23 protein-coding genes are annotated in these 22,545 nt (G+C 65.0%); 8 read left to right on the top strand and 15 right to left on the bottom strand.

Annotated features, from left to right (window positions below; genetic code table 11):
- Nucleotides 1-2: 2 nt before the first annotated feature.
- Nucleotides 3-1,001, bottom strand: coding sequence for a GlxA family transcriptional regulator (locus tag ACLB6G_RS17005; RefSeq protein WP_410357401.1), 999 nt, complete (start codon nucleotides 999-1,001; stop codon nucleotides 3-5).
- 206 nt (nucleotides 1,002-1,207) lie between these two features.
- On the opposite strand from ACLB6G_RS17005, the gene ACLB6G_RS17000 reads away from it, so the two are divergent.
- On the top strand, nucleotides 1,208-2,335 hold the full coding sequence (locus ACLB6G_RS17000; protein ID WP_410357400.1) for a carboxylate-amine ligase: 1,128 nt from the start codon (nucleotides 1,208-1,210) through the stop codon (nucleotides 2,333-2,335).
- Between the two features lie 71 nt (nucleotides 2,336-2,406).
- On the opposite strand, the gene ACLB6G_RS16995 is transcribed toward ACLB6G_RS17000, so the two are convergent.
- Both ACLB6G_RS16995 and ACLB6G_RS16990 read right to left on the bottom strand, forming a co-directional pair.
- Complete coding sequence (locus ACLB6G_RS16995) at nucleotides 2,407-2,547, bottom strand: hypothetical protein (protein WP_410357399.1); 141 nt, start codon at nucleotides 2,545-2,547, stop codon at nucleotides 2,407-2,409.
- A gap of 182 nt (nucleotides 2,548-2,729) precedes the next feature.
- On the bottom strand, nucleotides 2,730-2,873 hold the full coding sequence (locus ACLB6G_RS16990; protein ID WP_410357398.1) for a hypothetical protein: 144 nt from the start codon (nucleotides 2,871-2,873) through the stop codon (nucleotides 2,730-2,732).
- Between the two features lie 93 nt (nucleotides 2,874-2,966).
- Between ACLB6G_RS16990 and ACLB6G_RS16985 the strand changes: the two genes are divergently transcribed.
- Complete coding sequence (locus ACLB6G_RS16985) at nucleotides 2,967-3,857, top strand: LysR substrate-binding domain-containing protein (RefSeq protein WP_410357397.1); 891 nt, start codon at nucleotides 2,967-2,969, stop codon at nucleotides 3,855-3,857.
- 21 nt (nucleotides 3,858-3,878) lie between these two features.
- Here ACLB6G_RS16985 and ACLB6G_RS16980 read toward each other — a convergent pair whose 3' ends face one another.
- The 9 genes from ACLB6G_RS16980 to ACLB6G_RS16940 form a co-directional block, all read right to left on the bottom strand.
- Nucleotides 3,879-5,885 carry an ASKHA domain-containing protein gene (locus ACLB6G_RS16980; protein ID WP_410357448.1) on the bottom strand — a complete coding sequence of 669 codons (2,007 nt, stop codon included), beginning with the start codon at nucleotides 5,883-5,885 and terminating at the stop codon, nucleotides 3,879-3,881.
- A gap of 32 nt (nucleotides 5,886-5,917) precedes the next feature.
- Complete coding sequence (locus ACLB6G_RS16975; protein ID WP_410357396.1) at nucleotides 5,918-6,874, bottom strand: methyltetrahydrofolate cobalamin methyltransferase; 957 nt, start codon at nucleotides 6,872-6,874, stop codon at nucleotides 5,918-5,920.
- A gap of 74 nt (nucleotides 6,875-6,948) precedes the next feature.
- Nucleotides 6,949-8,043, bottom strand: a complete 1,095-nt coding sequence (locus ACLB6G_RS16970) for a methylenetetrahydrofolate reductase (protein ID WP_410357395.1) — start codon at nucleotides 8,041-8,043, stop codon at nucleotides 6,949-6,951.
- Nucleotides 8,040-8,630 carry a methylenetetrahydrofolate reductase C-terminal domain-containing protein gene (locus ACLB6G_RS16965; RefSeq protein WP_410357394.1) on the bottom strand — a complete coding sequence of 197 codons (591 nt, stop codon included), beginning with the start codon at nucleotides 8,628-8,630 and terminating at the stop codon, nucleotides 8,040-8,042. The genes ACLB6G_RS16970 and ACLB6G_RS16965 overlap by 4 nt, the downstream gene beginning before the upstream one ends.
- The gene (locus ACLB6G_RS16960) at nucleotides 8,620-8,922 is read right to left on the bottom strand and encodes a virulence factor (protein WP_410357393.1); all 303 of its coding nucleotides are present in this window, start codon (nucleotides 8,920-8,922) and stop codon (nucleotides 8,620-8,622) included. The genes ACLB6G_RS16965 and ACLB6G_RS16960 overlap by 11 nt, the downstream gene beginning before the upstream one ends.
- A gap of 108 nt (nucleotides 8,923-9,030) precedes the next feature.
- Nucleotides 9,031-9,669, bottom strand: a complete 639-nt coding sequence (locus tag ACLB6G_RS16955) for an exopolysaccharide biosynthesis protein (protein ID WP_410357392.1) — start codon at nucleotides 9,667-9,669, stop codon at nucleotides 9,031-9,033.
- A gap of 79 nt (nucleotides 9,670-9,748) precedes the next feature.
- Nucleotides 9,749-10,369: a DUF1638 domain-containing protein gene (locus ACLB6G_RS16950; RefSeq protein WP_410357391.1), complete on the bottom strand. Its 621-nt coding sequence runs from the start codon at nucleotides 10,367-10,369 to the stop codon at nucleotides 9,749-9,751.
- Entirely contained in the window at nucleotides 10,366-10,950 is a 585-nt protein-coding gene (locus ACLB6G_RS16945) for a DUF4893 domain-containing protein (RefSeq protein ID WP_410357390.1), read from the bottom strand. Before ACLB6G_RS16945 ends, ACLB6G_RS16950 begins: the two co-directional genes overlap by 4 nt.
- Nucleotides 10,951-11,011: 61 nt before the next feature.
- The gene (locus ACLB6G_RS16940; protein WP_410357389.1) at nucleotides 11,012-11,713 is read right to left on the bottom strand and encodes a corrinoid protein; all 702 of its coding nucleotides are present in this window, start codon (nucleotides 11,711-11,713) and stop codon (nucleotides 11,012-11,014) included.
- A 351-nt stretch (nucleotides 11,714-12,064) separates the two neighbouring features.
- Between ACLB6G_RS16940 and ACLB6G_RS16935 the strand changes: the two genes are divergently transcribed.
- The 6 genes from ACLB6G_RS16935 to ACLB6G_RS16910 all read left to right on the top strand — a co-directional run bounded on the left by ACLB6G_RS16935 (nucleotide 12,065) and on the right by ACLB6G_RS16910 (nucleotide 18,491).
- Complete coding sequence (locus tag ACLB6G_RS16935; protein WP_410357388.1) at nucleotides 12,065-13,651, top strand: trimethylamine methyltransferase family protein; 1,587 nt, start codon at nucleotides 12,065-12,067, stop codon at nucleotides 13,649-13,651.
- Nucleotides 13,652-13,880: 229 nt separating this feature from the next.
- Nucleotides 13,881-14,615, top strand: coding sequence for a dienelactone hydrolase family protein (locus ACLB6G_RS16930; protein ID WP_410357387.1), 735 nt, complete (start codon nucleotides 13,881-13,883; stop codon nucleotides 14,613-14,615).
- A gap of 4 nt (nucleotides 14,616-14,619) precedes the next feature.
- Nucleotides 14,620-15,312, top strand: a complete 693-nt coding sequence (locus tag ACLB6G_RS16925; protein WP_410357386.1) for a hypothetical protein — start codon at nucleotides 14,620-14,622, stop codon at nucleotides 15,310-15,312.
- 66 nt (nucleotides 15,313-15,378) lie between these two features.
- Nucleotides 15,379-15,945 (top strand): RNA polymerase sigma factor, encoded by a 567-nt coding sequence (locus ACLB6G_RS16920; RefSeq protein WP_410357385.1) that lies wholly within the window; start codon nucleotides 15,379-15,381, stop codon nucleotides 15,943-15,945.
- Nucleotides 15,946-15,947: 2 nt separating this feature from the next.
- Nucleotides 15,948-17,969 carry a YfbK domain-containing protein gene (locus tag ACLB6G_RS16915; RefSeq protein ID WP_410357384.1) on the top strand — a complete coding sequence of 674 codons (2,022 nt, stop codon included), beginning with the start codon at nucleotides 15,948-15,950 and terminating at the stop codon, nucleotides 17,967-17,969.
- A gap of 84 nt (nucleotides 17,970-18,053) precedes the next feature.
- Complete coding sequence (locus ACLB6G_RS16910) at nucleotides 18,054-18,491, top strand: hypothetical protein (RefSeq protein WP_410357383.1); 438 nt, start codon at nucleotides 18,054-18,056, stop codon at nucleotides 18,489-18,491.
- Here the strand turns inward: ACLB6G_RS16910 and ACLB6G_RS16905 are convergent.
- The 3 genes from ACLB6G_RS16905 to bmt all read right to left on the bottom strand — a co-directional run bounded on the left by ACLB6G_RS16905 (nucleotide 18,466) and on the right by bmt (nucleotide 22,537).
- Complete coding sequence (locus ACLB6G_RS16905) at nucleotides 18,466-20,409, bottom strand: TRAP transporter permease (RefSeq protein WP_410357382.1); 1,944 nt, start codon at nucleotides 20,407-20,409, stop codon at nucleotides 18,466-18,468. The two genes, ACLB6G_RS16910 and ACLB6G_RS16905, sit on opposite strands and share 26 nt — an antisense overlap.
- Before the next feature lie 12 nt (nucleotides 20,410-20,421).
- Nucleotides 20,422-21,354, bottom strand: a complete 933-nt coding sequence (locus ACLB6G_RS16900; protein WP_410357381.1) for a TAXI family TRAP transporter solute-binding subunit — start codon at nucleotides 21,352-21,354, stop codon at nucleotides 20,422-20,424.
- Between the two features lie 160 nt (nucleotides 21,355-21,514).
- Entirely contained in the window at nucleotides 21,515-22,537 is a 1,023-nt protein-coding gene (gene bmt, locus ACLB6G_RS16895; RefSeq protein ID WP_410357380.1) for a betaine--homocysteine S-methyltransferase, read from the bottom strand.
- Nucleotides 22,538-22,545 lie beyond the last annotated feature (8 nt).

The following is a 22,545-nucleotide window of genomic DNA, read 5'->3' as shown; positions in this document are numbered from 1 at the left end:
GGTCAGGCGCCGGCGGTCTGGCGGTGTTTCCTTTCGGCGCGTTCCTGCTGGGGAGACCGGCCATGAACCTCACGGTAGCACTTGGAGAAGTGGGAGGCCGACACGAAGCCGCAGGCCACGGCGACCTCCACCACGGGCATGTTCGACTGCAGAAGCAGATGCCGGGCCCTGTCGAGACGGATTTCCAGGTAGTAGCGGGCCGGCGAACGGCCCATCTCCAGCCGGAACAGGCGCTCGATCTGGCGGCGGGACAGGTCGGCATGTTCCGCGATCTCGATGAGCGACAGCGGCTCGGAGAGGTTGGCTTCCATCAGTTCGATGATCGACAGGACCTTGGCGTTCTGCACGCCGAGGCGGGCGCGCAGCGGCAGGCGCTGGCGGTCGGTCGACGAGCGAACGCGGTCGGTCAGCAACTGTTCGCATACGGCATTGACCAGCCCTTCCGAGAAATCCTCGCGGATGCGCTCCAGCATCATGTCCAGCGCGGCGGTTCCCCCGGCACAGGTGCAGATGTTACCGTCGATCTCGAAGAGGTCGGCGTGCACGTCAACCTTGGGAAAGGCCTCGGCGAAGCCCGGCAGGTTTTCCCAGTGGATCGCGGCCCGCTTGCCGGACAGAAGGCCGGCGGAGGCAAGAATGTGGGCACCCGTGCAAAGGCCGCCCACCATGACACCGCGGTTGAATTCCTCGCGCAGCCATGCATTCGCGGCCTTCGAAACATGGCTTTCGACATTGATCCCGGAGCACACGAAGATCATGGACGGGCGTCCTTCCCCCGTCATCAGGCGGCGCTCCTGCTCAAGGCTCGTCGCAACAGCGCATTCCACGCCATTGGAAGCGGTGACCGGGTTGCCGTCGAGGGAGGCCAGGCGCCAGGAATAGACCTGCTCGCCCAGGATCCTGTTGGCCAGCCGCAAGGGTTCGACCGCGGTCGTGAAGGCGATCATCGAGAATTCCGGAACGAGAAAGAAAACGATCGTCCGTCCTGACTTCATGCCCATCCGGCCCCACTCCCGCATTTTTCGGTCTTGTTCTTCTTTCGGAACCTGGCGATCCAGGCACAATGGACGAGTCCAACCGATCCCGGCACCCGGGTCAAGGGGCGCTTTGAAGGGCTTGTTGTCCTGTGTCAAGCAGGCAATCCAGCCATTCTGGCAAACTGTGAAGATGGCCGTGGCGGCCGAGGCATTGGCGGAGGGGAAAGGGCGTGACAAGCGAAGAATTCACGATCGGCATCGAGGAGGAATATCTGCTCGTCGATGCAGCGACACTGGACCTGGCGGCGGCGCCAGACGCACTCATGAACGATTGCATGAAGGAACTGGAAAGCCAGGTTTCGCCGGAGTTCCTACAGTGCCAGATCGAGGTCGGCACGCGGGTTTGCCGCAGCACCGCCGAGGCGCGCGCCGATCTGGCGCATCTGCGGCGAACGATCATGGAGGTGGCCGGCCGCTATGGTCTCAGGCCGCTGGCCGTTTCGTGCCATCCGTTCGCCGACTGGCACAAGCAGCATTTCACCGACAAGGAGCGTTACCGCGGACTTGAACGCGACCTGGCCGGCGTCGTGCGGCGGATGCTCATTTGCGGGATGCACGTGCATGTCGGCATTCCCGATGACGAGGCCCGCATCGACCTGATGGGGCAGTTCAGCTATTTCCTGCCGCATCTTCTGGCGCTGTCGTGCTCCTCGCCATTCTGGAAGGGCGATGACACGGGTCTGTCATCCTACCGGCTGACGGTGTTCGACAACCTGCCGCGAACCGGCCTGCCGCCCGATTTCGCCTCCTACCCGGAATACCAGCGGTCGGTCGGTATCCTGATCGGGTGCGGGCTGATCGAGGATGCAACAAAGATCTGGTGGGATGTCAGGCCGTCGTCGCGGTTTCCGACGCTGGAAACGCGGATATGCGATGTCAGTCCGCGCCTCGACGACGCCATTGCCATCGCCGCCATGACGCGCTGCCTGCTCTCCAAGCTCACGCGGCTGAGAAAGCGGAACCAGCGCTGGCGGATCTATGACCGGTTCCTGCTGGGGGAAAACCGATGGCGCGGCCAGCGCTACGGGACATCGGGGGGCCTCATTGATTTCGGCCGCCGCGCCGTGGTGCCGTTTTCCGACCTTCTGGAAGAAATGATCGAACTGACGGCGGAAGACGCGGCCCATTTCGGTTGCGAGACAGAAATCGCCCATCTGCGTACCATGCTGGAAAGCGGGACGTCTGCGGAGCGTCAGCGCGGCGTTTTCAACGCTGCCCTGGAAGCGGGGGCAGACCGCCAGGAAGCATTGTGCGCGGTCGTCAACGCGCTGGCCGACGAGTTCGGCCAGGGTCTGTGAGGGCAGGCCGGGTGCAAGCGAAGACGCCGCCCCGGATGGAGCGGCGTTTCAGGATGTGAACCGGCCAGCCGTCATCGGCTGCAACCATGGTCCAGATGCGGGTTGCCGATATCGTTGCGCAGATGCTCGGGCAGCCGTTCAATCAACTGCCGGGTGCGCTGGCGGGCGCGATGGGCTTCAATCCGCTGCATGTAGGCGCGAAAGCTGATCATCTCATGTCTCCAATGTCCGGGCCTGTGACGCGAGGCGCTCATCAGGGGGCGTGCGGTCCGGCTGCATCGCCGCTTGTTCTGCGGGCTGATACGCCTGGACCAACCGTTGCGATGGCTGGACCGCGACGCGCGGTAGCCGCGATGCGACGCGGGCCGAAACGTCTCTCTGGCCGGGTGCCGGCTCAGTGATCCCGTGATCCACCCAGGTAGCCGATATCCTTGCGGATTTCGGCAGGCAGAGATTCCAGGATGCGGTGCGTGCGGTGGCGGCGGTATTGCCTTGCGATATTCGATACCGTCCTGGCGAAAGCGTTGCGGATCGTCATCGGATGTCTCCTTTTCCCGTGCTGACAGGGAAAGAATGGGGATTGACATCGATTCAATCAAACGAAAAGATATGAACTCTTCTTTCAGAAAAAATGAATGGTGTAACCATGGCTCATGCACCTCTCATCGACACGGATTTGCTGCGCACCTTCGTTGCGATTTCGGAGACCGGGAGCTTCACGCAGGCGGCAGAACAGGTGCTGCGCACACCGTCGGCGGTTTCCATGCAGATCCGCAAGCTGGAGGATCTGCTCGGCAAGCCGCTCTTCGTGCGCGACAGCCGGTCGGTGCATGTGACTGCGGACGGCGAAATGCTGCTGGCCTATGCGCGCCGTATCCTTGCGCTCAATTCCGAGGCCGTGTCGAAGTTCATCTCACCGGATGTCGCAGGGGAAGTGCGTCTCGGCGCGCCTGACGACGTGTCGGAACGCTATCTGCCGGACATGCTGCGCCGCTTCTCGCAAAGCCATCCGGGGGTGACGGTCAACGTGGTCGTCGAGAACACGAACCATTTGATCGAGCGGCTTGGCAAGGGTGGTCTCGATCTCGCCATGGTGACCTGCGGTGTCCATACGGCCGACAGGCATGTGGAGGTGCTCATGGAGGAGCCGCTGGTGTGGGCCTGCCTGAAGGGCGGGTGCGCGGCGACGCGCGATCCCTTGCCGGTGTCGGTCTGGGAAGACGGCTGTTCGTGGCGGGGTGCTGCGCTGGGCGGTCTCGAAAAGGCGGGACGGGATTACAGGATCGCGTTCCAGACAGCCTATATCTCGGGTCAACGCGCTGCGATTCTCGCCGATCTCGTGGTCGCTCCGATGCCCGCATCCTCGATCGCGGACCCGATCGTTCCGGCCCGCGCTGGTGACAGGCTGCCGCCGCTGGGCACCTATCAGCTCGGACTCATCGTGCGCGACAATCCGAACCCGGCCGTGGCCGCGGCGGCCGACCACCTGCGCGCCTGCTTCGCGCTGAAGGCAGCTGCCTGATCCAGGAAGGATCGGGCGCGTTCAACGCGGGCGCCGTCCACCGCGCCGGCGTCCGCCACCAGCCTCGCCCGCCTCTGCCAGGGTCTTGCGCTCCGGAAGCTGAACCACCTGCGCGAGGCAGGGGAAAGGGTCGACCTTGTTGGGAAGGGCCATGGCATCGACGAAGAGCTGCTGGAAATCGGGCTCCAGTGCCGTCTCGATCTTCTCGATGCGCGCGACGGCACTCTCGATCTCGCGGCGATGGTCCCGGTTGAGAAGCGCCATCAATGCGCCGTCCCCGGCCGCGTTGCCCACGGCCTTGACATCGTCGAGGTCGCAATCGGGAATGAGGCCCAGCACCATGGCGTATTTCGGATCGATATAGGAGCCGAAGGCGCCGGCAAAGCGGATGGCATCGACCTTGCTGATGCCCTTTTTTTGCATCAGCAGGCGAATGCCCGCATAAAGCGCGGCCTTGGCAAGCTGGATGGCGCGCACATCGTTCTGGGTGACGACGATGCGCGGATTGGCTTCCTGCAGGACGTAGGCGAAGGTGCGGCCCTGTTCGACGATGCGTGGCGAACGGGCCGCCAGGGCGCCGTCGACGACGCCATCTTCGGAAATGACTCCTGCCAGGAACATTTCGGCGATGACCTCGATGATGCCGGAGCCGCAAATGCCGGTGACACCCGTCCCGTTCAGGGAGGCTGCAAAACCGTCCTCGTCGGACCACAGCTCGGAACCGATCACCCGGTAGCGCGGCTCCAGCGTCTGCGCGTCGATGCGCACACGTTCGATCGCTCCGGGCGCGGCGCGCTGGCCGCCGGAGATTTCCGCACCCTCGAAGGCGGGGCCTGTCGGCGAGGAACAGGCGACGGTGTGACGGGCATTGCCGAGCACGATCTCGGCATTGGTGCCGACATCGACCAGAAGCATCTCCCGTTCCTGACGGTGAGGGCCTTCCGACAGGGTCGCGGCGGCGGCATCGGCGCCGACATGACCGGCGATACAAGGCAGGACATAGGTGCGCGCGCCCGGATTGACCGCAATACCGATCTCGGCAGCTGACAGCGACAGGGCGCCGGAGGCTGCAAGTGCGAAGGGCGCGCCGCCAAGCTCGGTCGGGTCGATGCCCAGGAACAGGTGGTGCATCACCGGATTGCCGACGAAAACGGTATCGAGGATGTCGGTGCGGTCGGCGCCGGCTTCCTCGCACACCTTGCCGACAAGCCCGTTGATGGCCTCGCGGACAGCCAGCGTCATGGCTTTCCGGCCTTCCGGATTCATCATGACGTAGGAGACGCGGCTCATCAGGTCCTCGCCGAAGCGGATCTGCGGATTGGACGTCCCGGAGGAGGCCGCGATGCGTCCCGAGAGGAGCGAGACCAGGTGCATCGCGATCGTGGTGGAGCCGATGTCGCAGGCGATGCCCCAGGCCTCGTTCTTAAGGCCCGGCCACAGCGCGATGATGGTGGGCCGGTCGGTCTCGCCATCGCGATGGATCGCGGCCGTGACGCTCCATTTCCCTTGCCGGAGGATCGACTGGACCTGGGGCACGAGGCGGAAGTCCACGGCCAGGTTCTCGTAGCCCCAGTCACGGGCCAGCGCGGCCTTCAACCGGTCGAGGTCGCCGAGCGGCTTGTGCATGTCCGGCTCTTCAACCTCGACATAGCACAGGCCGATCGCCGGGTTGCGTTCGATGATCTTGTCGGTGGCCTTCTTGCGCACGACCTGCGCGTTGACGACCGAATCCTGCGGGACATCGATGACGAGGTCGCCCTCGATCAGGGCGGAACACGAAAGGCGGCGGCCTTCGGCCAGCGCGCCGCGCTTTTCCACGTAGCGCTGTTCCTTTGCAGACCAGCCGGAAATGTTGGCGGCTTCGGACGTGATGCCGTGCTTGGCGAAGCGCCCGGTCTGTACCTCCACCTGGCAACGGCCGCAGATGCCACGGCCGCCGCAAACGCTTTCCACGTAGACGCCAAGCTCGCGCGCGGCGTCGAGCACCGGCGTGCCCTTGGCAAAGCGCCCGCGCTTGCCCGAGGGCATGAAGAGGACGAGGTGCTCGCTCACGCTTGCGCTCAGGCCTGGGCGCGACGTGCCGCCCGACCGCCACGGCGGCCGCCGGCGGTTGCTGCAGGGGCGGCAGGCGCCGGCGAAGGCGCACCGCCGACATGGGGCTTGTAGTCCTTGTAGGTGCGGATCCATGTCATGCAGTCAGGATCGGTGCCATTGAGCACGTTGGCCGCGCGGACCATTTCCATTTCCTGCGGGCGGCAGGGATTCATGATGGCCGACGTCATGCCGGCGCCGATGACCATGGGAATGAAGCCGGCATTGATGCCGTGGCGGTGCGGCAGGCCGAAGGAGATGTTCGACAGGCCGCAGGTGGTGTTGACCTTCAGTTCGTCACGCAGGCGGCGCAGCAGGGCGAAGACCTGCTTGCCTGCGGTGCCCATGGCGCCGATCGGCATGACGAGGGGATCGACGACAATATCGTGGGCCGGAATGCCGTAATCGGCGGCGCGTTCGACGATCTTCTTTGCCACGGCGAAACGGACATCCGGGTCCTGCGAGATACCGGTCTCGTCGTTGGAGATGGCGACCACCGGAACATCGTATTTCTTGCAGAGGGGCAGGATGGCTTCCAGCTTCTCCTCCTCGCCAGTCACCGAGTTGACGAGCGGTCGGCCCCTGGCCACTTTCAAGGCTGCCTCGATGGCCGCGGAGACCGACGAATCGATCGACAGGGGCACATCGACGAGGCTTTGCACGATTTCAAGCGTCTGCACGAGAAGGGCCGGTTCTGTCGCATTGGGATCGACCGCCGTGACGCCTGCATTGACGTCAAGCATCGTTGCGCCGGCCGCGACCTGTTCGAGCGCGTCCTTCTTCACCGTCTCGAAATTGCCCTCCACCATTTCGGCAGCCAGCTTCTTGCGGCCGGTCGGATTGATGCGCTCGCCGATGACGCAGAACGGCTGGTCGAAGCCGATGACGACCTCTCGGGTCGCGGAAGCCACGATGGTACGGGTCATGCCTGTCTCCTTTGATATAAAGACTTCTTTATATCGTTATCTCATTTGCATCAAGCCCCTGGGCGGAGCCGTTCTCAGTTGTTGTCCACCACGTCGGCGACGATGGCTGCGGGCCGTTCCGCTTCCTGCGCCATGATTTCCTCGAGACGTTCGGCGATGACGGCATCGTCAGGACGGCTCTCGCGCTGCCAGGGCTTGCGGCCTTTCAGGACGCCGGATTCATGCACGATCTCGGCGACGAACTCCTCCTGCCGGTAGGCCATGACATGGACCCCGGACACACCCTCGATTTCCTTGACCTCGTTCATGATGTCGATGCACAGGCGCTTGCCCTCGCGCTTCTGCTTCTCGGCGCCTTCCAGCCGCTTGATGACGGCATCGGGGATATGGACGCCGGGCACGTTGGAGCGCATCCACTTGGCGGTCTTCGCCGAGGCCAGCGGACCGACGCCAACGAGGATGAAGCACTTCTCGTGGAGGCCCATGTCGACAACGCGCTTCATGTATTCGCGCAGCATCGGCACGTCATAGCAATACTGGCTCTGGACGAACTGGGCGCCGGCGGCGATCTTCTTGGCGAGACGGTGCGGGCGGAAATCGTAGGGCGGGGCAAACGGGTTGATCGCGGCGCCGAGAAAGACATGGGGTGGCGAGGTGATGGGCCGGCCGGACAGGAAGCGCTGCTCGTCGCGCATGGTGCGCACCGTTTCCAGGAGCGACATGCAGTCGAGGTCGAAGACAGGCTTGGCGCCGGGCTGGTCGCCGGCCTGTACGCCATCGCCGGTCAGGCAGAGCATGTTGGCCACGCCCATGGCGGCGGCACCCAGCACGTCGCCCTGGATGGCGATGCGGTTCTTGTCGCGGCAGGCGATCTGCATGATCGGGGCATAACCCATGCGGGTGAGCAGCGCGCAGATGCCGACCGAGGACATGTGACAGTTGGCGCCCGAGGCATCCACGGCGTTGATGCCGTCCACCCAGCCATCGAAGATGGCCGCGCGTTCGTAGACTTCCTGCGGATCGGCGCTGTCGGGCGGGTTGAGTTCGGCGGTCACGGCGAATTCGCCGCGGCGCAGAACACGTTCGAGACGGCCGCGCGAAACGTGTCCGGGCAGGGGATCGAGCGGGGCGGACGGATCCAGCGGATTGGAGTCGGGAGAACCCGTCATTGCGCGCGCTCCCTGGCGGCTTCGCGTCCGGCTGCTGCGTTGGCGGTGACGCGGAGCCATGCGGAGGTCTCGCGCAGGCTCTGGTCGACCGGCTTCTGCACGTTCATGATGTTGGCGCGGCCTTCACGCATGCTCCCGGTTCCCTTCCATGCCTGCACCCAGACGCAGGGCATGTCGGGTTCGACTTCGCAATTGCCATTCGCCCGCACACCGCCGCAGGGTCCGTTGCGCAGTTGCTTCGGGCAGTTCATCGGGCAGGACATGCCGGTGGAGGACAGGATGCACTGGCCGCACATGCGGCAATCGAAGAGAAGACCCTTGACGCGCTTCTCGACGAATTTCACCGGCGGTTCGGCGCGCCGGTAGCCGACAGCCTTCCAGAGCGGGTGGAGCGCCAGGAACAGGCCCGAGAAACGTGCGTAGACCCATTCCAGGAAGCGGGCATGGCGCACCGACCAAAGGCGGATCGTATAGGCCTTGCGCGCCCGTGAAACCGGCGACACGCCGGACGGCACATAGGCCGAGGCCGCTCCCTTTGCGGCCTTCTTGCTTCCAGTGGCGGCTTTCGCCGCAGTTTCAGGCGCCATCGCGTCCTCCCGTTTGGACAAGGGCGACGAGACGTTCCCTCGGCCATGCCGATTCCAGTTCGGCGGCCGCCTTGTCGGCTTCGGCCTCGAGGTCGTCTCCCACGGCGACGGGTGCTGCCCGCCGCCACTCTTCCAGATAGGCATCGGTATCGGCCGCGCCGGAGCGCATCGCGGCCATGTCTATGGCCTCGGCGAAGCGCTGCGACAGCTCGCGCTTGGCGCTCTTGCGCCCCTGCTTCACGATCACCTGGGCGGGGATGTCGCGCCAGTAGACGATGACGAGATCGGCCATGTTCCGGTTACCTTTCGTTCGGGGTCGAGAATTGCGGAGCCGGCGCCTGGCCGCTGGTTGCCGCGCGACGCCGGAAATTTCAAAAGCGACAGGTGCGAATTAAGGCCGTCAGCCCATCATGCCGGCAACGAATCCGGCAGCGGCGCCGGCCGCCCCGATCACCGCCACGATGACGGCGAGCGACACCATGCCGATCGCAGCGCCGACGCCGAGCAGGATGCCGTCGCGCTCCGAAAGCGCCAGCGAAAGCAACGTGGCGGCAAATGCGGGCAGCCAGTTGCCAAACGGGATGGGTATGATGACGGCCACGGCCAAGACAAAAATCGCAAGACCCAGCGTCCTGTCGGCCTGGCCGCGCGAAAGCGGCCAGTATCGCGGCTTGATGAAGCGCTCCAGGCGTTCCAGTCCGGGAATCAGCTTGTTGATGGCATAGTCGATCCGGTCGCGCTTCAGGCTCTTTGACAGGACGAAACGGGGCAACCAGACCGTCTGGCGGGCAAGGATCATCTGGGCGGAAACGATGGCCAGCGGAATGCCGAGGATGACCGAGGTGCCCGGTGGCAGGGGCAGGAGGTTGACGGCGCCGAAGACAATCAGCATAGCCGCGAAGGACCGGTCGCCGAGTGCATCGCGGATCGCCCCGACCGAAACGGGGCCTTCGGTCGAAGCCGCGAGTTCGCGCAATACGGTCGACAGCCGGCGTGGCGGATCGTGGGGCGGTTGCTCCGCAGGCAACGTGTTGCTCATGCTGTACCGGTTCATCTCAGCCCGGCTGCCAATGCGGCAGGGGACTCGTCATTTAGGTCCGGATTGTGAAAACCACAAGTCAGGTCGGGGCGGCATTCAGCAGCGCATCGGTGAGGTCGCCATAGCCGGTGAAGCGGCGTTCATAATCCAGGCCCAGAAAGCCTGCCGCCTGTCGCGCCTTCGCGTCGAGGGCGGGATCGTCGCTCTGGGCGAGATAGACCAGCTTCGCATAGTTGCCGAACATCATGGCGATCAGTTCGGGGTGACGGTCGAGTTTCAGCGGTTCGACAATGAAGGCCTCGAACTGGCGAGCGATCAGGTCCGTCAGATAGAAGGTGGTCACCTCGTCGCCGCTTTCGCGCAGGAATTTCTCCGTGCCGGTATAGAAGGCATAGCAATGCGGTCCCTCGATCCGCTCCAGTCCTTCCTCGCGGCAGATGCGGTCGATTTCGCCCCGGGTCCCGCATTCGGCATAACCGATGAAAATGCGCGTGAAGCCTTCCGCACGGGCTTGCGCGATCTTGTCGCGCATGGCCGGGGCGATCAGGTCCGGCGTGTTGTGCCAGATCGCCGGGAGGCAGGTCAGGTCGACATGGTCAAGCCCGTTGGCCTCGCATACCGCAACGATCTCGCGCGCGATCGCCCCGCATGCAATCACGCGGACGGGCTCTGCGCTGTTGGCGGGTTTCGCCGCGCTCACCGTTTCAGTTCCAGGATGTCGAAGCGCGATTCCAGGTGCGGGGCAGGGAATTCCAGCCGCAAGCGCCCGTCATCGAGCAGGAAGGCATAAGCGACCTCGTCGCGTTCGCTGTTCTGCGGATAGGACAGGGGCTCCTCGTAGGAGTAGTGGCCAGCGCCGAGGAAGATCATGCGCTTGTCGCCGTCATCGAAGAACCGGCCGGTCACACGTTGCGACCCGGTCAGCTTTTCCAGCCGCCAGCCGGAGCCGTCATCGGAAATGCGGCATCGGAACCAGGAATAGATGACAAGTTCGACCGGTCCATTCAGCTTGGTGACGCGGCATTGCCAGTTGCCGGTCAGGTCGTTGCCGGCAATGGCGACCGGTTCACCCGCTAGAATCTCGTTGAGTTCGGCGATATCGCCCGGCGCCCCGCGGGCCCGTGCGACGGCTATGGCGCGGGCGCGCGTCTCCTCGAAGTCGTCAAGGCGCTGCCGGTCGTCCTGCGTGATGAGCGAGACGATTTCGCCGGTTGCCGTGGCCGGTCCCGCCGCGCAGGTCAGGGCCGACACCAGGGCAAGAACAAGAACGGACCGCATCATGGCGTGAACCTCCCTTGAAGGCCAGGCGCATGACCTTGCGGGCTTCGTTCCCTGGAACGGTTCAGCCGGCAGCCGCCTGGTTGTGCTTGCGCTTCATGAAATCCTTTGCCGTTTCAACCGCAACCGCGGCGTCACGGCAATAGGCATCGGCACCGACGGCCTTGCCGAATTCCTCGTTGAGCGGTGCGCCGCCGACGAGAACGACATAGTCGTCGCGGATGCCCTTTTCCTTCATCGTGTCGATCACGACCTTCATGTAGGGCATGGTCGTGGTCAGCAGGGCCGACATGCCCACGATATCCGGATTGTGCTTCTCGATGGCCTCGAGATAGTTCTCGACCGGATTGTTGATGCCGATATCGATGACGTCGAAGCCGGCACCTTCCATCATCATGCCGACCAGGTTCTTGCCGATGTCGTGGATGTCGCCCTTCACCGTGCCGATGACCATGGTGCCCAGCTTCGGCGCGCCTGTCTCGACGAGCAGCGGCCGCAGGATGGTCATGCCGGCCTTCATGGCATTGGCCGACAGCAGGACCTCGGGCACGAACAGGATGCCGTCGCGGAAATCCTCGCCGACGATGCGCATGCCTTCGACCAGGGCCTTGGTCAGCACGTCATAGGGCGCCCATCCGCGATCGAGGAGGATGCGTGTGCCTTCCTCGATCTCTTCCTTGAGGCCGTCATAGAGGTCGTCCATCATCTGCTGAACGAGTTCCTCGTCATCGAGTTCCGACAGGATGATCTCGTCGTCGCCAGCCATTGTCCAATTCCTCTCAAAAAAACACGCGACCGGTGTTCGCACACTGCGCCTGCCCGCGAATATCCTGACAACCGGCCGCAGGGGCTGCACAATTTGCGACGCCACCGGATGCAAATTGCGACCGGGTCCCTCAATTCCGTCGGATATAGCGCATCGGGCGGGCTGGCAAGGGCGCGTTTGGTGTCCCGGGCGGCCCGTTGCGGTCGATATTGCCCTCCCGGACCTTCACGCGCCGTGTCGCCGGTAGCCAAGTCGTTGACGCGGTTGGGGCAGGCGCGGCGAACGGGGCGACCTTAGACTTGGAAGACAATGCCCGGAGCGGGCGTGGATTTCTGAGAAACGGTGACAGGAATGACCGAGGATACCGAACAGTTGGCGGCAAGTGCTTCAGCCGCCCCGCGCGAACGCCGTGGCAGGGGTGAAAGGTCCGGTGCAGCGGCGCGCCGCGCCGCGCGATCAGGTGGCGGGCCCGGATTGTCGCTGACCTACATCACCCGCAAGATCCCGGTCTACGAGGTCCTGGGGGAGGAAGGCCTGTCGCTGATCGAGGCCAATGCCGACGCGATCCTGGAAGAAATCGGCATCGAGTTCCGCGACGACGCCGAAGCGCTTCAGATGTGGCGCGATGCCGGGGCTGATGTGAAGGGCGAGCGCGTGCGTTTCCCGAGGGGGCTTTGCCGCGAACTGCTCAAAAGCGCCCCTTCCAGCTTCACCCAGCATGCGCGCAATCCCGCAAAATCCGTGCAGATCGGCGGCGACACAACCGTTTTCGCCCCGGTTTACGGGCCGCCCTTCGTGCGCGACCTGGAGGGAAACCGCCGTTATGCGACCATCGAGGACTTCCGCAACTTCGTGAAGCTCGCCTACATGGCGCCCTCGATGCACCATTCCGGCGGAACGGTCTGCGAGCCGGTGGACGTGCCGGTCAACAAGCGTCATCTCGACATGATCATGGCGCACATGACCCTGTCCGACAAACCCTTCATGGGTTCGGTGACGGCGCCGGAACGGGCGCAGGACACGGTCGACATGTGCAAGCTCCTGTTCGGCGAGGAGTTTGTCGACCAGAATACGGTCGTCATCAACCTGATCAATGCCAACTCGCCCATGGTGTTCGACGATACGATGGTGGGCGCGGCCAAGGTCTATGCCCGCAACAACCAGGCCTGCATCGTCACGCCCTTCATCCTTGCCGGTGCCATGAGTCCCGTGACGGTGGCCGGAACGCTGACGCAGGTGCTGGCGGAAGTGCTGGCAGGCGCTGCGTTCACGCAGCTTGTGCGGCCCGGTGCGCCGGTACTTTTCGGCACCTTTGCCTCGTCGATCTCCATGCAGTCGGGCGCACCGACCTTCGGCACGCCGGAGCCCTCGCTGGTCTCCTATGGCGCGGCGCAGCTTGCGCGTCGCCTCGGCTTGCCGTTCCGCACCGGCGGATCGCTGACCGCTTCCAAGGTGGCCGATGCGCAGGCTGCCTATGAAAGCGCCAACACGCTCAACTCCACCCTGCTGGCGGGGACGAATTTCGTGCTTCACGCCGCCGGCTGGCTGGAGGGCGGGCTGGTCTCTTCCTACGAGAAGTTCATGATGGATATCGACCAGCTCGGCATGATGCAGCGCCTTTCCGAGGGGGTGGACCTGTCGGAAAACGGCCAGGCAATGGATGCCATCCGCGAAGTCGGTCCCGGACAGCACTATCTCGGCTGCGCCCATACCCAGGCCAATTTCCAGGAAGCCTTCTACCGGTCCTCCATCGCCGACAACAATTCCTTCGAGCAATGGCAGGCGGAGGGCCAGAAACCTGCCCATCAGCGCGCCAATGAACTGGCCGGGAAGTGGCTCGATGCCTACGAGGCGCCGTATATGGATCCGGGCATCATGGACGGGCTGACGGATTTCGTCGCCAGGAAGAAGGAATCCATGCCCGACGCCTTCACGTGAAAGGATGAGGCCGAAGTCTCCGGCCGGTCACGCGTCGCGTCCCTGATCCACGATGATGTCTGGCGCAGGCCCGTTCGCGGCGATGGCGGCGGCTGATCGGGCCCGGCACCGGCGGCGCTCCTTGGCAAACCACTCTCCGGCATCGCCTTTGACACAAGGGCGAAAACCACTAGGCTTCGCACGCCCGGCGCAGGCCGGGCGTTCCAGCTGCGCGTGAACGGAGAACTCCATGCATCTGAAAACCCTGTCGATCACCACCGGGGCGGGTACGTGTCCGGCAAAGCTGTTCCTGCCGGAAGGGAACGCATCGGCAAGCGTACTCCTGTACATGGATGCCTTCGGCCCGCGACCGGCGCTGGATGCAATGGCCGGACGGCTGGTGGGCGAGGGCTATGCGGTGCTGCTGCCCGACCTGCTGTACCGCTGCGAGGACCGGTCGCCCTTCAACGCCCGGACGACCTTTTCCGATCCCGAACGCGGACCGCTGCTCAAGTCCATGCTGGCGCAGACAAGCCAGGCCATGACCATCGAGGACACGGCGCATTTCCTCGCGGCGCTCGATGGCGAGGGACTGGACGGACCGGTCGGGGTGACCGGTTACTGCATGGGCGGCGCGCGGGCACTGAACGCGGCGGCCTATTATCCGGATCGCGTCGCGGCAGCGGCAAGCTGGCATGGTGGCAATCTTGCCGGTGACATTCCCGACAGTCCCCATCTTCATGCCGGCGGCATCAAAGGGCGGATCCATGTCGGCGTCGCGGGCGATGACGGCAGTTTCCCGCCGGAGCAGTCTGCGCGCTTCGCGCAGGTTTTCCGCGAGGCCGGGGTCGACTACACGCTGGAAAACTATCCGGGTTGCCGGCATGGCTGGTGCGTTCCCGACCATGGAGTCTATGACGAAGCAGGCGCGGAGCGGCATTGGAAACGCCTGCTCACCCTCTTCGAGGAAACGCTGAAAGGCTGAGGCCGTGCCGGCGGCAGTCCAAACCACGATCGACGATGTCGCCGCCATGCTTGCGCCCCACGGCCTGATGCCACGCGGCGGGTTCGTTTTCGCCACGCGCGATGCCGCGCCTGCCGGGCCAGACGGATTGCCCGCGCGCAGCGTTCTGCTTGCCGGCCATGGTGGCGGTTCGATCTGGGAACCGTTCAATGCCTGGCGGCAGCGGCAAGAGACCGATCCGGCCGATCCGCTCGATGCCTGGTCAAAGGCGGTCATCGGCGATGTGGCCGAACGGTTCGGCGCCCGTGCCGTCTTCCCGTCCGATCCGCCCTATCTGCCGTTCCAGCAATGGGCCATGCGGGCGGAGGGGCTTCGCCCGTCACCGCTCGGCCTACTGATGCATCCCGTGTTCGGCCTGTGGCATGCCTATCGCGGCGCGCTCCTGTTCGGCGAGGCGCTGGACATGCCGTTGCCCGAACCCGCGCGGCATCCCTGCGATGCCTGCGATGCGAAGCCCTGCCTGGCGGCCTGTCCGGTTCAGGCTTACGGTCCTGCCGGCTTTGATGCGGCGGCCTGCGGGGCCCATGCCCGTTCGCCGTCAGGGATTGCCTGCCGGGACCAGGGCTGCCTGGCGCGCAATGCCTGCCCGGCCGGCTTGGCGTGGCGCTACCCCGCCGCCCAGCAGCGTTTCCATCAGGCGGCCTTTCTCCGCGCATAAGCATTTTTTCACAATGCACCCAAGGATCGCCTTGCCTGCGCCGTCCAATGGTCGATGATGCATGCGATGAGCGATGAGACCGGACACGGTTACGACGTGAACAGGACAGCGCTGGCGGCGGCTGGCGGTGATCGCGCGGCCTTCGCCCGGCTCGTCAACGATCACTACGACATGATCCATCGCGTGGCGCTGCGCTGGGCGGGAAACCGTCAGGACGCGGAGGACATCGCCCAGTCCGTCTGCGTGAAGCTCGGGCATGCAATCCGCGGTTTTCGTGGCGAATCGGCCTTTACCACCTGGCTTTACCGCATGACGATCAATGCCGCACGGGATCATCACCGTGCCGTCCAGCGCGATGCACGGCGGGCCAGGGAAATGGCAGTGCAGGCGCTGATCGACCACCAGCCGGGCGCTGGCGACTGGCCGCCCGAAGACGAGACGCAGGCGCTCTGGGCCGCGGTGCGGGAATTGCCGGAAAAGACGCAGGAAGCGGTGCTGCTGGTCTATGCGGAGGAACTCAGCCACGCAGAGGCTGCCAGGATTCTCGATTGCAAGGAGGCTACGGTTTCCTGGCACATCCATGATGCGAAGAAACGCCTGGCCGTGCTGTTGCGGCCGGGCGGGGAGACGTGACCATGACCGGTGACGACAAGCTGAAACAACTGGCCTCAAGCGGCCGCGAGGCGCCGCGCGCCGATGCGCGCGAGCGTGCCTTGCTGGCCGCCATGGACGCCTTCGATGCCGGGGAAGCCGGAACGGACAAGAAAATGACGGCAACGCCCCAAGGATCGGCGGGCCACGGACGTCTCATCTCCATCGCAACCGGAGCATGGAGACATGTCATGACGCCCAAGACCCTTGCCGGCCCGATCGCCGCCGCCATCCTCGTGCTGCCCTTCGGCGGCTATTTCGCCTGGCAGATGATGGAAACCTCGCCGCTGGTACAGCAGCAGCCCGGCGGTCCGGGCGGATTGATGAACATGAATTCCGGCGCGCCGCAGGCGGAGCCCGAAGCCGCCACGCAGGCCGATGAAGCCCGTTCCAAAACAGCTGTCGCCGGTGGCGACGGGGAAACCGCCGCCGGTCCCGTCCCGGCCGCGCCCATGCTGACCCTGCAGGGCGCCGGCAATGGCGCGGTGATGGCAAAGCGCCAGTTCGCGCAGTCGCCGCAGCGTCCGGCCGCGGGGCTTCCGGCGAGCCCGGATCATGCTCCGCTGCCTTCGATGGAAAATCGCGACCGGGTGGAAGCCTTCGACAGCAACCCGGTGCGCGCGGTTCTGGAAAGCCCGGTGTCCACGTTCTCCATCGATGTCGACACGTCCTCCTATGCCTTCGTCCGCTCGCAACTGAATGCGGGGCGGCTGCCGGCGCCGGAAACCGTTCGGGTGGAGGAACTCATCAACTACTTCCCCTATGACTGGCCGGCCGCCGGCAACCCGGATCAGCCGTTCAAGCCGACCGTGACCGTGGTTCCGTCGCCATGGAATGCGCATCGCAAGCTGATGCATATCGCCATCAAGGGATATGACGTGCAGCCGGAAACGCGGCCCAGGGCCAATCTGGTCTTCCTCATCGATACATCGGGCTCGATGAACGCGCCGGACAAGCTGCCGTTGCTCAAGACGTCGTTCCGGCTGCTGCTCGACAGGCTCGATGCCAAAGACACGGTGTCCATCGTCACCTATGCCGGTTCGGCGGGCGTGGCGCTGGAGCCGACAGCGGCCTCGGACAAGGCGAAGATCCTGGCGGCCATCGACGGACTGGGGGCGGGCGGTTCCACGGCGGGCGCGGCAGGGATCGAGACGGCCTACCGGCTGGCCGAGCAGAACTTCGTCGAAGGCGGCGTCAATCGCGTCATGCTGGCGACCGACGGCGATTTCAATGTCGGACCGTCGTCGGACGACGCGCTCAAGACCATGATCGAGGACAAGCGCGAGAAAGGCGTGTTCCTGTCGGTCTTCGGCTTTGGCCAGGGCAATTACAATGACCAGCTCATGCAGGTCCTGGCGCAGAACGGCAATGGCACCGCCGCCTATATCGACACGCTCGGCGAAGCGCAGAAGACCCTCGTCGAAGAGGCGACGTCGACCTTGTTCCCGATTGCCAAGGACGTGAAGATCCAGGTGGAGTTCAATCCGGCGACAGTCGCCGAATACCGGCTGATCGGCTACGAGACGCGGGCGCTGAACCGGGAGGACTTCAACGACGACCGCAAGGATGCCGGTGACATCGGCTCCGGCCATTCGGTCACGGCGATTTACGAGATCACGCCGAAGGGCAGCCCGGCACAGCAGATCGACGACCTGCGTTACCAGACAGCACCGGCCGATACGGCGGCCGGAGGCGGAAGCGGGGAGTATGGTTTCGTCAAGATACGCTACAAGCAGCCTGACAGCGATACGTCGGAACTGATCACCCAGCCGGTGACGCCGGAAAACGAGATCGCCTCGCTCGACCAGGCGCCGGACGACCTGCGCTTCTCGGTCGCCGTGGCGGGCTTCGGCCAGAAGCTGCGCAAGACCGGGCAGGTGGCCGGTACCGGCTGGGACGCCATTGCGGCGCTGGCTGCCGGGGCGCGTGGCGACGATCCCTTCGGCTACCGGTCTGAATTTTTGCGCCTGGTGCAGATCGCCAGTTCGCTTGACCAGACGAGGTGAAACGAGCGGACCCGGCCGGCAGTTGGCGCGCCGGGTCCGGCTCTATCCGCAACAACCGGATTTGACCGAGAAGGAAGAAGGATCATGAACCGAAGCGCAATCAACAGGCGTTCCATCCTTGCCGCAGGACTGGCCGGCGGCCTGCTTGCCGCGACCGGCGTGACGGACGCCATGGCCCAGGACGATCTCTGTCCCGTTGTCTCCTCGCAGGACTGGGAGGCCTGGCTCTCGCGCACGCCGTATTCTGGCGGCAGGCTGATGCTGCATGTGCGCGGAAGCGTTTCGATGCCCACACCCGGTTACGCGCTGAGCCTGCGTGAGGGGCCATTGACGCGGTCCTTTCCGCCAACACAGATGGTGGTGCTGGAGGCCAGGCCGCCAATCAACGACATCGCGGCGCAGGTGATCACCAACGCGCGCGTCAGCGTGATCCTGCCGGGCCAGGATGCCTACAAGGCGGTCCGCGTGGTCTGCGGCAAGGAATTGCTGCACGAATTCACCGACGTCCCGGTCCTGCGCTAGTCTCGGCCGCGGACCGGGCGCAGCGCGCCACGATCCAGGCCGCCAGCACCACACCGGCGAAACGGGTGGCAAGGACAGGCGCGCCAAGGTCTGCAACCGGGGCAGGCCACAGCATGGCAAGCCCGCCAGCCGCAAGGACGATGCGTTCCCATCCGGTCATCGGTCGCCCGAGCCATCCGGCAAAGGCGACCGTCAGGGCCGACAGGCCGGCGGCGGCCAGGACGACCGATGCGGCGATTTCGCCGGGACCGCCGATCATGAGCAGGCCCGGCATGGTGACGAAGAGGAAGGGCGCCAGCAGCTTCACGAAGCCCAGACGAATGGATTCCACAGCCGTCTCGTTGGCCCCGGCGCCCGATATGGAGGCCGCCGCATAGGCGGCGAGCGCGACCGGCGGCGTGATGGCCGAAACAAGGCCGTAGTAGAAGATGAACATGTGGCCGACGATCGGTTCGACGCCGAGGCGCGTCAGCGCAGGGGCGACGAGAACCGCCAGAAGCAGGTAGGCGGCCGATGTCGGCAGACCCATGCCGAGCACGAAGGATGCCAGCGCCGTCAGCACGAGGATCATCCAGATGGAGCCTTCGCCGGCTTCCAGGATCATGCCGGACATCATGAGCGCCAGTCCGGTGAGGTTGAGCACGCCGATGATCACACCGGCCGCGGCGACCGCGACGATGATCGGCACGGTCGCAACAAGCGTGTCGCGGCAGATGAGCAGGAGATCGGTGAGGCCGACGCGCGTTTCCTTCTTCCACGGCGACAGCGCCAGCGCGATGACGATGCAGATGACGGCGGCGCGCGTGGGGGTGTAGCCCGCGACAAGCAGGGCGATGAGACCCACCAGCGGCGCCAGCAGATAGCCGCGTGTCTTGAGCGTGGCGATGAGCAATGCCAGACCGGCGCCCGGATCGCGCTGCAGGTTCAGGCGGCCGGCTTCCAGGCGCACAGCGATCATCAGGGCGAGCACGTAGAGCAGGCCGGGCACGAGCGCGGCCAGCGCGATCTGGCCGTAGGGCACGCCGAGGATCTCGGCCATCAGGAAGGCGGCAGCGCCCATCACCGGGGGCAGGATCTGGCCGGCCGACGAAGCGGCGGCCTCGATGGCACCGGCCAGGCGCGGCGTGTAGCCGGCCTTCTTCATCAAGGGAATGGTGAATGTGCCGGTGGTGACCACATTGGCGACGGCCGAGCCGTTGATCGTGCCGAGCAGGGCACTCGAAAGGGCCGCCGACAGGCCGGGCCCGCCCTGGACGCGCCCGGTCAGGCCGCGTGCGATGTCGACAAAGACCTCGCCGGCGCCGATGCGCATCAGCACGCCGCCGAACAGGGCAAACAGGAAGATGTACTCAACCGCCACGCCCATGGGCAGGCCGTAGATGCCCTCGGTGGAGAGCATCAGCGTGGAGGTCAGGCGGCGCAGGTCGTAGCCGCCATGTCCGTACTTGCCGGGAATGAGATCGCCGAACCATGCATAGGCCAGGGCTGCCAGAACGAGCAGGACGAGCGCCCATCCCAGCGTCAGGCGCGTGAGGATGAGGATCGCGGCCATGAGGATGACGAACAGCCAGAGATCGGGGGGCGTCGCCATGGCGCCGCGCATGATGATGTCGAAATAGGACTGCTGAAGATGATAGCCCGGGACGAGGACCAGGACGGCAAGGACATAGAGCCCGATTGCAACGGGAAGGAACCGGATTCTCAGTGCGCACCAGACCAGCCCGGCCGAGGCGGCCAGCGAGAAGAAGACGGATCGCAGGATGAGCGCCGTGATCAGTCCGAAATAGGCACCGTAGATCACCAGCGCCGTGATGGCCACGGCGAGGATGACAAAAAGGGCGGAGACGGCAGCCGTCTCCGCCCGGTTTTCGCGGACCGCGCCATCCAGCGCGATCCGCCCGATCCATTGCTTCAACATGGTCCCGCCCGGTCAGGGATTGGCATCATACCAGGCCTTGGCTCCGGCATGCAGGTCCACGGGCACATTGGTTGCCGTTTCCCGCAGGATGCGTCTTGCGGCCGGGTGGACGGCGTGCAGTTCCTCGAGATTGGTGAAGATCGTCGCCGTGATGCGTTCGATCAGTCCGGTATCCGCGCTTGCCTTGGCGAAGAGGGTCGCCGGGTCGTTGACGACGGCAACAGGCTCCTTCTGGTCGGAATAGGTGCCGGCCTTGATCTCGAAGCGCTGGTAGAAGGGATATTTCTCCACCAGCGCCGTCATCGTGGCGTCATCGACGGGGATCATGACCATGTCGGCCTTGGCATCGAGGTCGATCAGGGCTGCGACCGGTGCGCCTGCCAGCACGCAGGCGGCATCGACATTGCCGTCGACCAGCGCCTTGGTGCTTTCGGTGTAGGAAAGGAACTGGGCGTTGCCCTGATCGAAGACGCCCTTTTCCTGCAGGATGCGCATGCACAGGACTGCGGAGTTCGATCCGGGCGGACCAAGGCTGATGCGCTTGCCGGCCAGGTCGTCGAGCGTCCGGATGCCGGTGCCTTCGATCGTCGCGATCTGCATGACGGCCGGATAGAGGTAGGCCATCGCGGCCATCGGCAGCGCACCGTCGGCAAACGGGCCTTTGCCCTTTGTGGCTTCATAGAGCGTGGACGCGGAGGAGAAGCCGAAGGTGAGCTGGTCTGCGGCCACGCGGCGGATGTTTTCCACGGAGGCGCCGGTCACTTCCGCGCGGGCCGTGGCGCCGTCCATGTGCTTGTTGATGATTTCAGCCATACCCGCGCCGATGACATAGAACAGTCCGCCGGTTCCGCCGGTGCCGATCGAGATGCGGTCCTCGGCGAGGGCGGGGGATGTCGCCAGCGCCGCCGCCGCCAAGAGCCCGAGCAATGATTTCGCGAGTTTCATGATCAAACCTCCCATCGCCGCCTTATTGCGGCTTTCGGGGGGAGGTTAGCCATTCAAGCGGGCCTGTCCAGACACTTCGTTATGCCTGTGAACAATTTGCGGACGGGAATTCCGCCTGCGAAAACGGCTGGCGAGGAACGGGTCCGCGGCCGGGAATAGCTCAGCCGCGCCGCCGGCCGCGCCGTTCGCGGCCGCCGTCGCCGCCCGTTCCCGCGCCGCTGGCGTCAGCCTGCTTGTTGCGCATCGGGCCGACCTTCTCGACGATCTCTTCGATGGTCGGGCGTGTCGCCGGGGCGTGGGTGTCGATGGCATGACGCATCGCGGCAAGGTGTTCGCAACGCGTGCCGCAACAGCCGCCGATGATCCGTGCGCCGGCATCCATGGCGAGGCGGGCATATTCGGCCATCAGCTCCGGCGTGCCGGAATAGACGATTTCCGTGCCCTTGAATTCGGGAATGCCGCAATTGGCCTTGACGACAATGGCGGCGCCGGGTTCGGCGCCCGACATGTCGAGCAGGGTGGACAGCATGTCCGAGGCGCCGACGCCGCAATTGGCGCCCACCGCGACCGGTGCATTGCCGAGGCCATCGGCGACATGGTGAATGTCCTTTGGATGCAGACCCATCATGGTGCGCCCGGCGGTGTCGAAGGAACCGGTATAGACATAGGGCAGGCCGACCCGGTTGGCGGCTTCGACGGCGGCGCGGATTTCCTCCGGCGCGCTCATGGTCTCGATCCATGCAACATCGGCGCCGCCATCCTTGAGGCCCTGCATCTGCTCGGCAAAGGCGTCCACGGCATCGTCATGGGTGAGCGCACCCAACGGCTGCAGCAACTCGCCCGTTGGTCCGACGGACCCGGCGACGACGACCTTGCGCGGGGCCTTGTCGGCCACGGCGCGGGCAAGCTGCGCGGCTTTCATGTTGAGCTCGTGAACGCGGTCCTGGCCGTTGTGCAGCTTGAGGCGCTGGCGGGTGCCGCCAAAGGAGTTGGTCAGGATGATGTCGGAACCGGCATCCACGAAATCCTGGTGCAGCTTCGTGATCCGGTCGGGATGGTCGGCATTCCAGAATTCCGGCGCATCGCCGGATTCCAGACCCATGGCGAAGAGGTTGGTGCCCGTGGCGCCATCGGCGAGCAGGACACCCTTTTCGGCCAGCAGTTGGGAAAGCGCATCGGACATGGCAGGGA

The organism is Zhengella sedimenti (genome assembly GCF_046506625.1).
Lineage (GTDB): Bacteria > Pseudomonadota > Alphaproteobacteria > Rhizobiales > Rhizobiaceae > Zhengella > Zhengella sedimenti.
The sequence above is the reverse complement of the archived record's forward strand: the minus strand, read 5'-3'. Positions and strand labels throughout refer to the sequence as shown.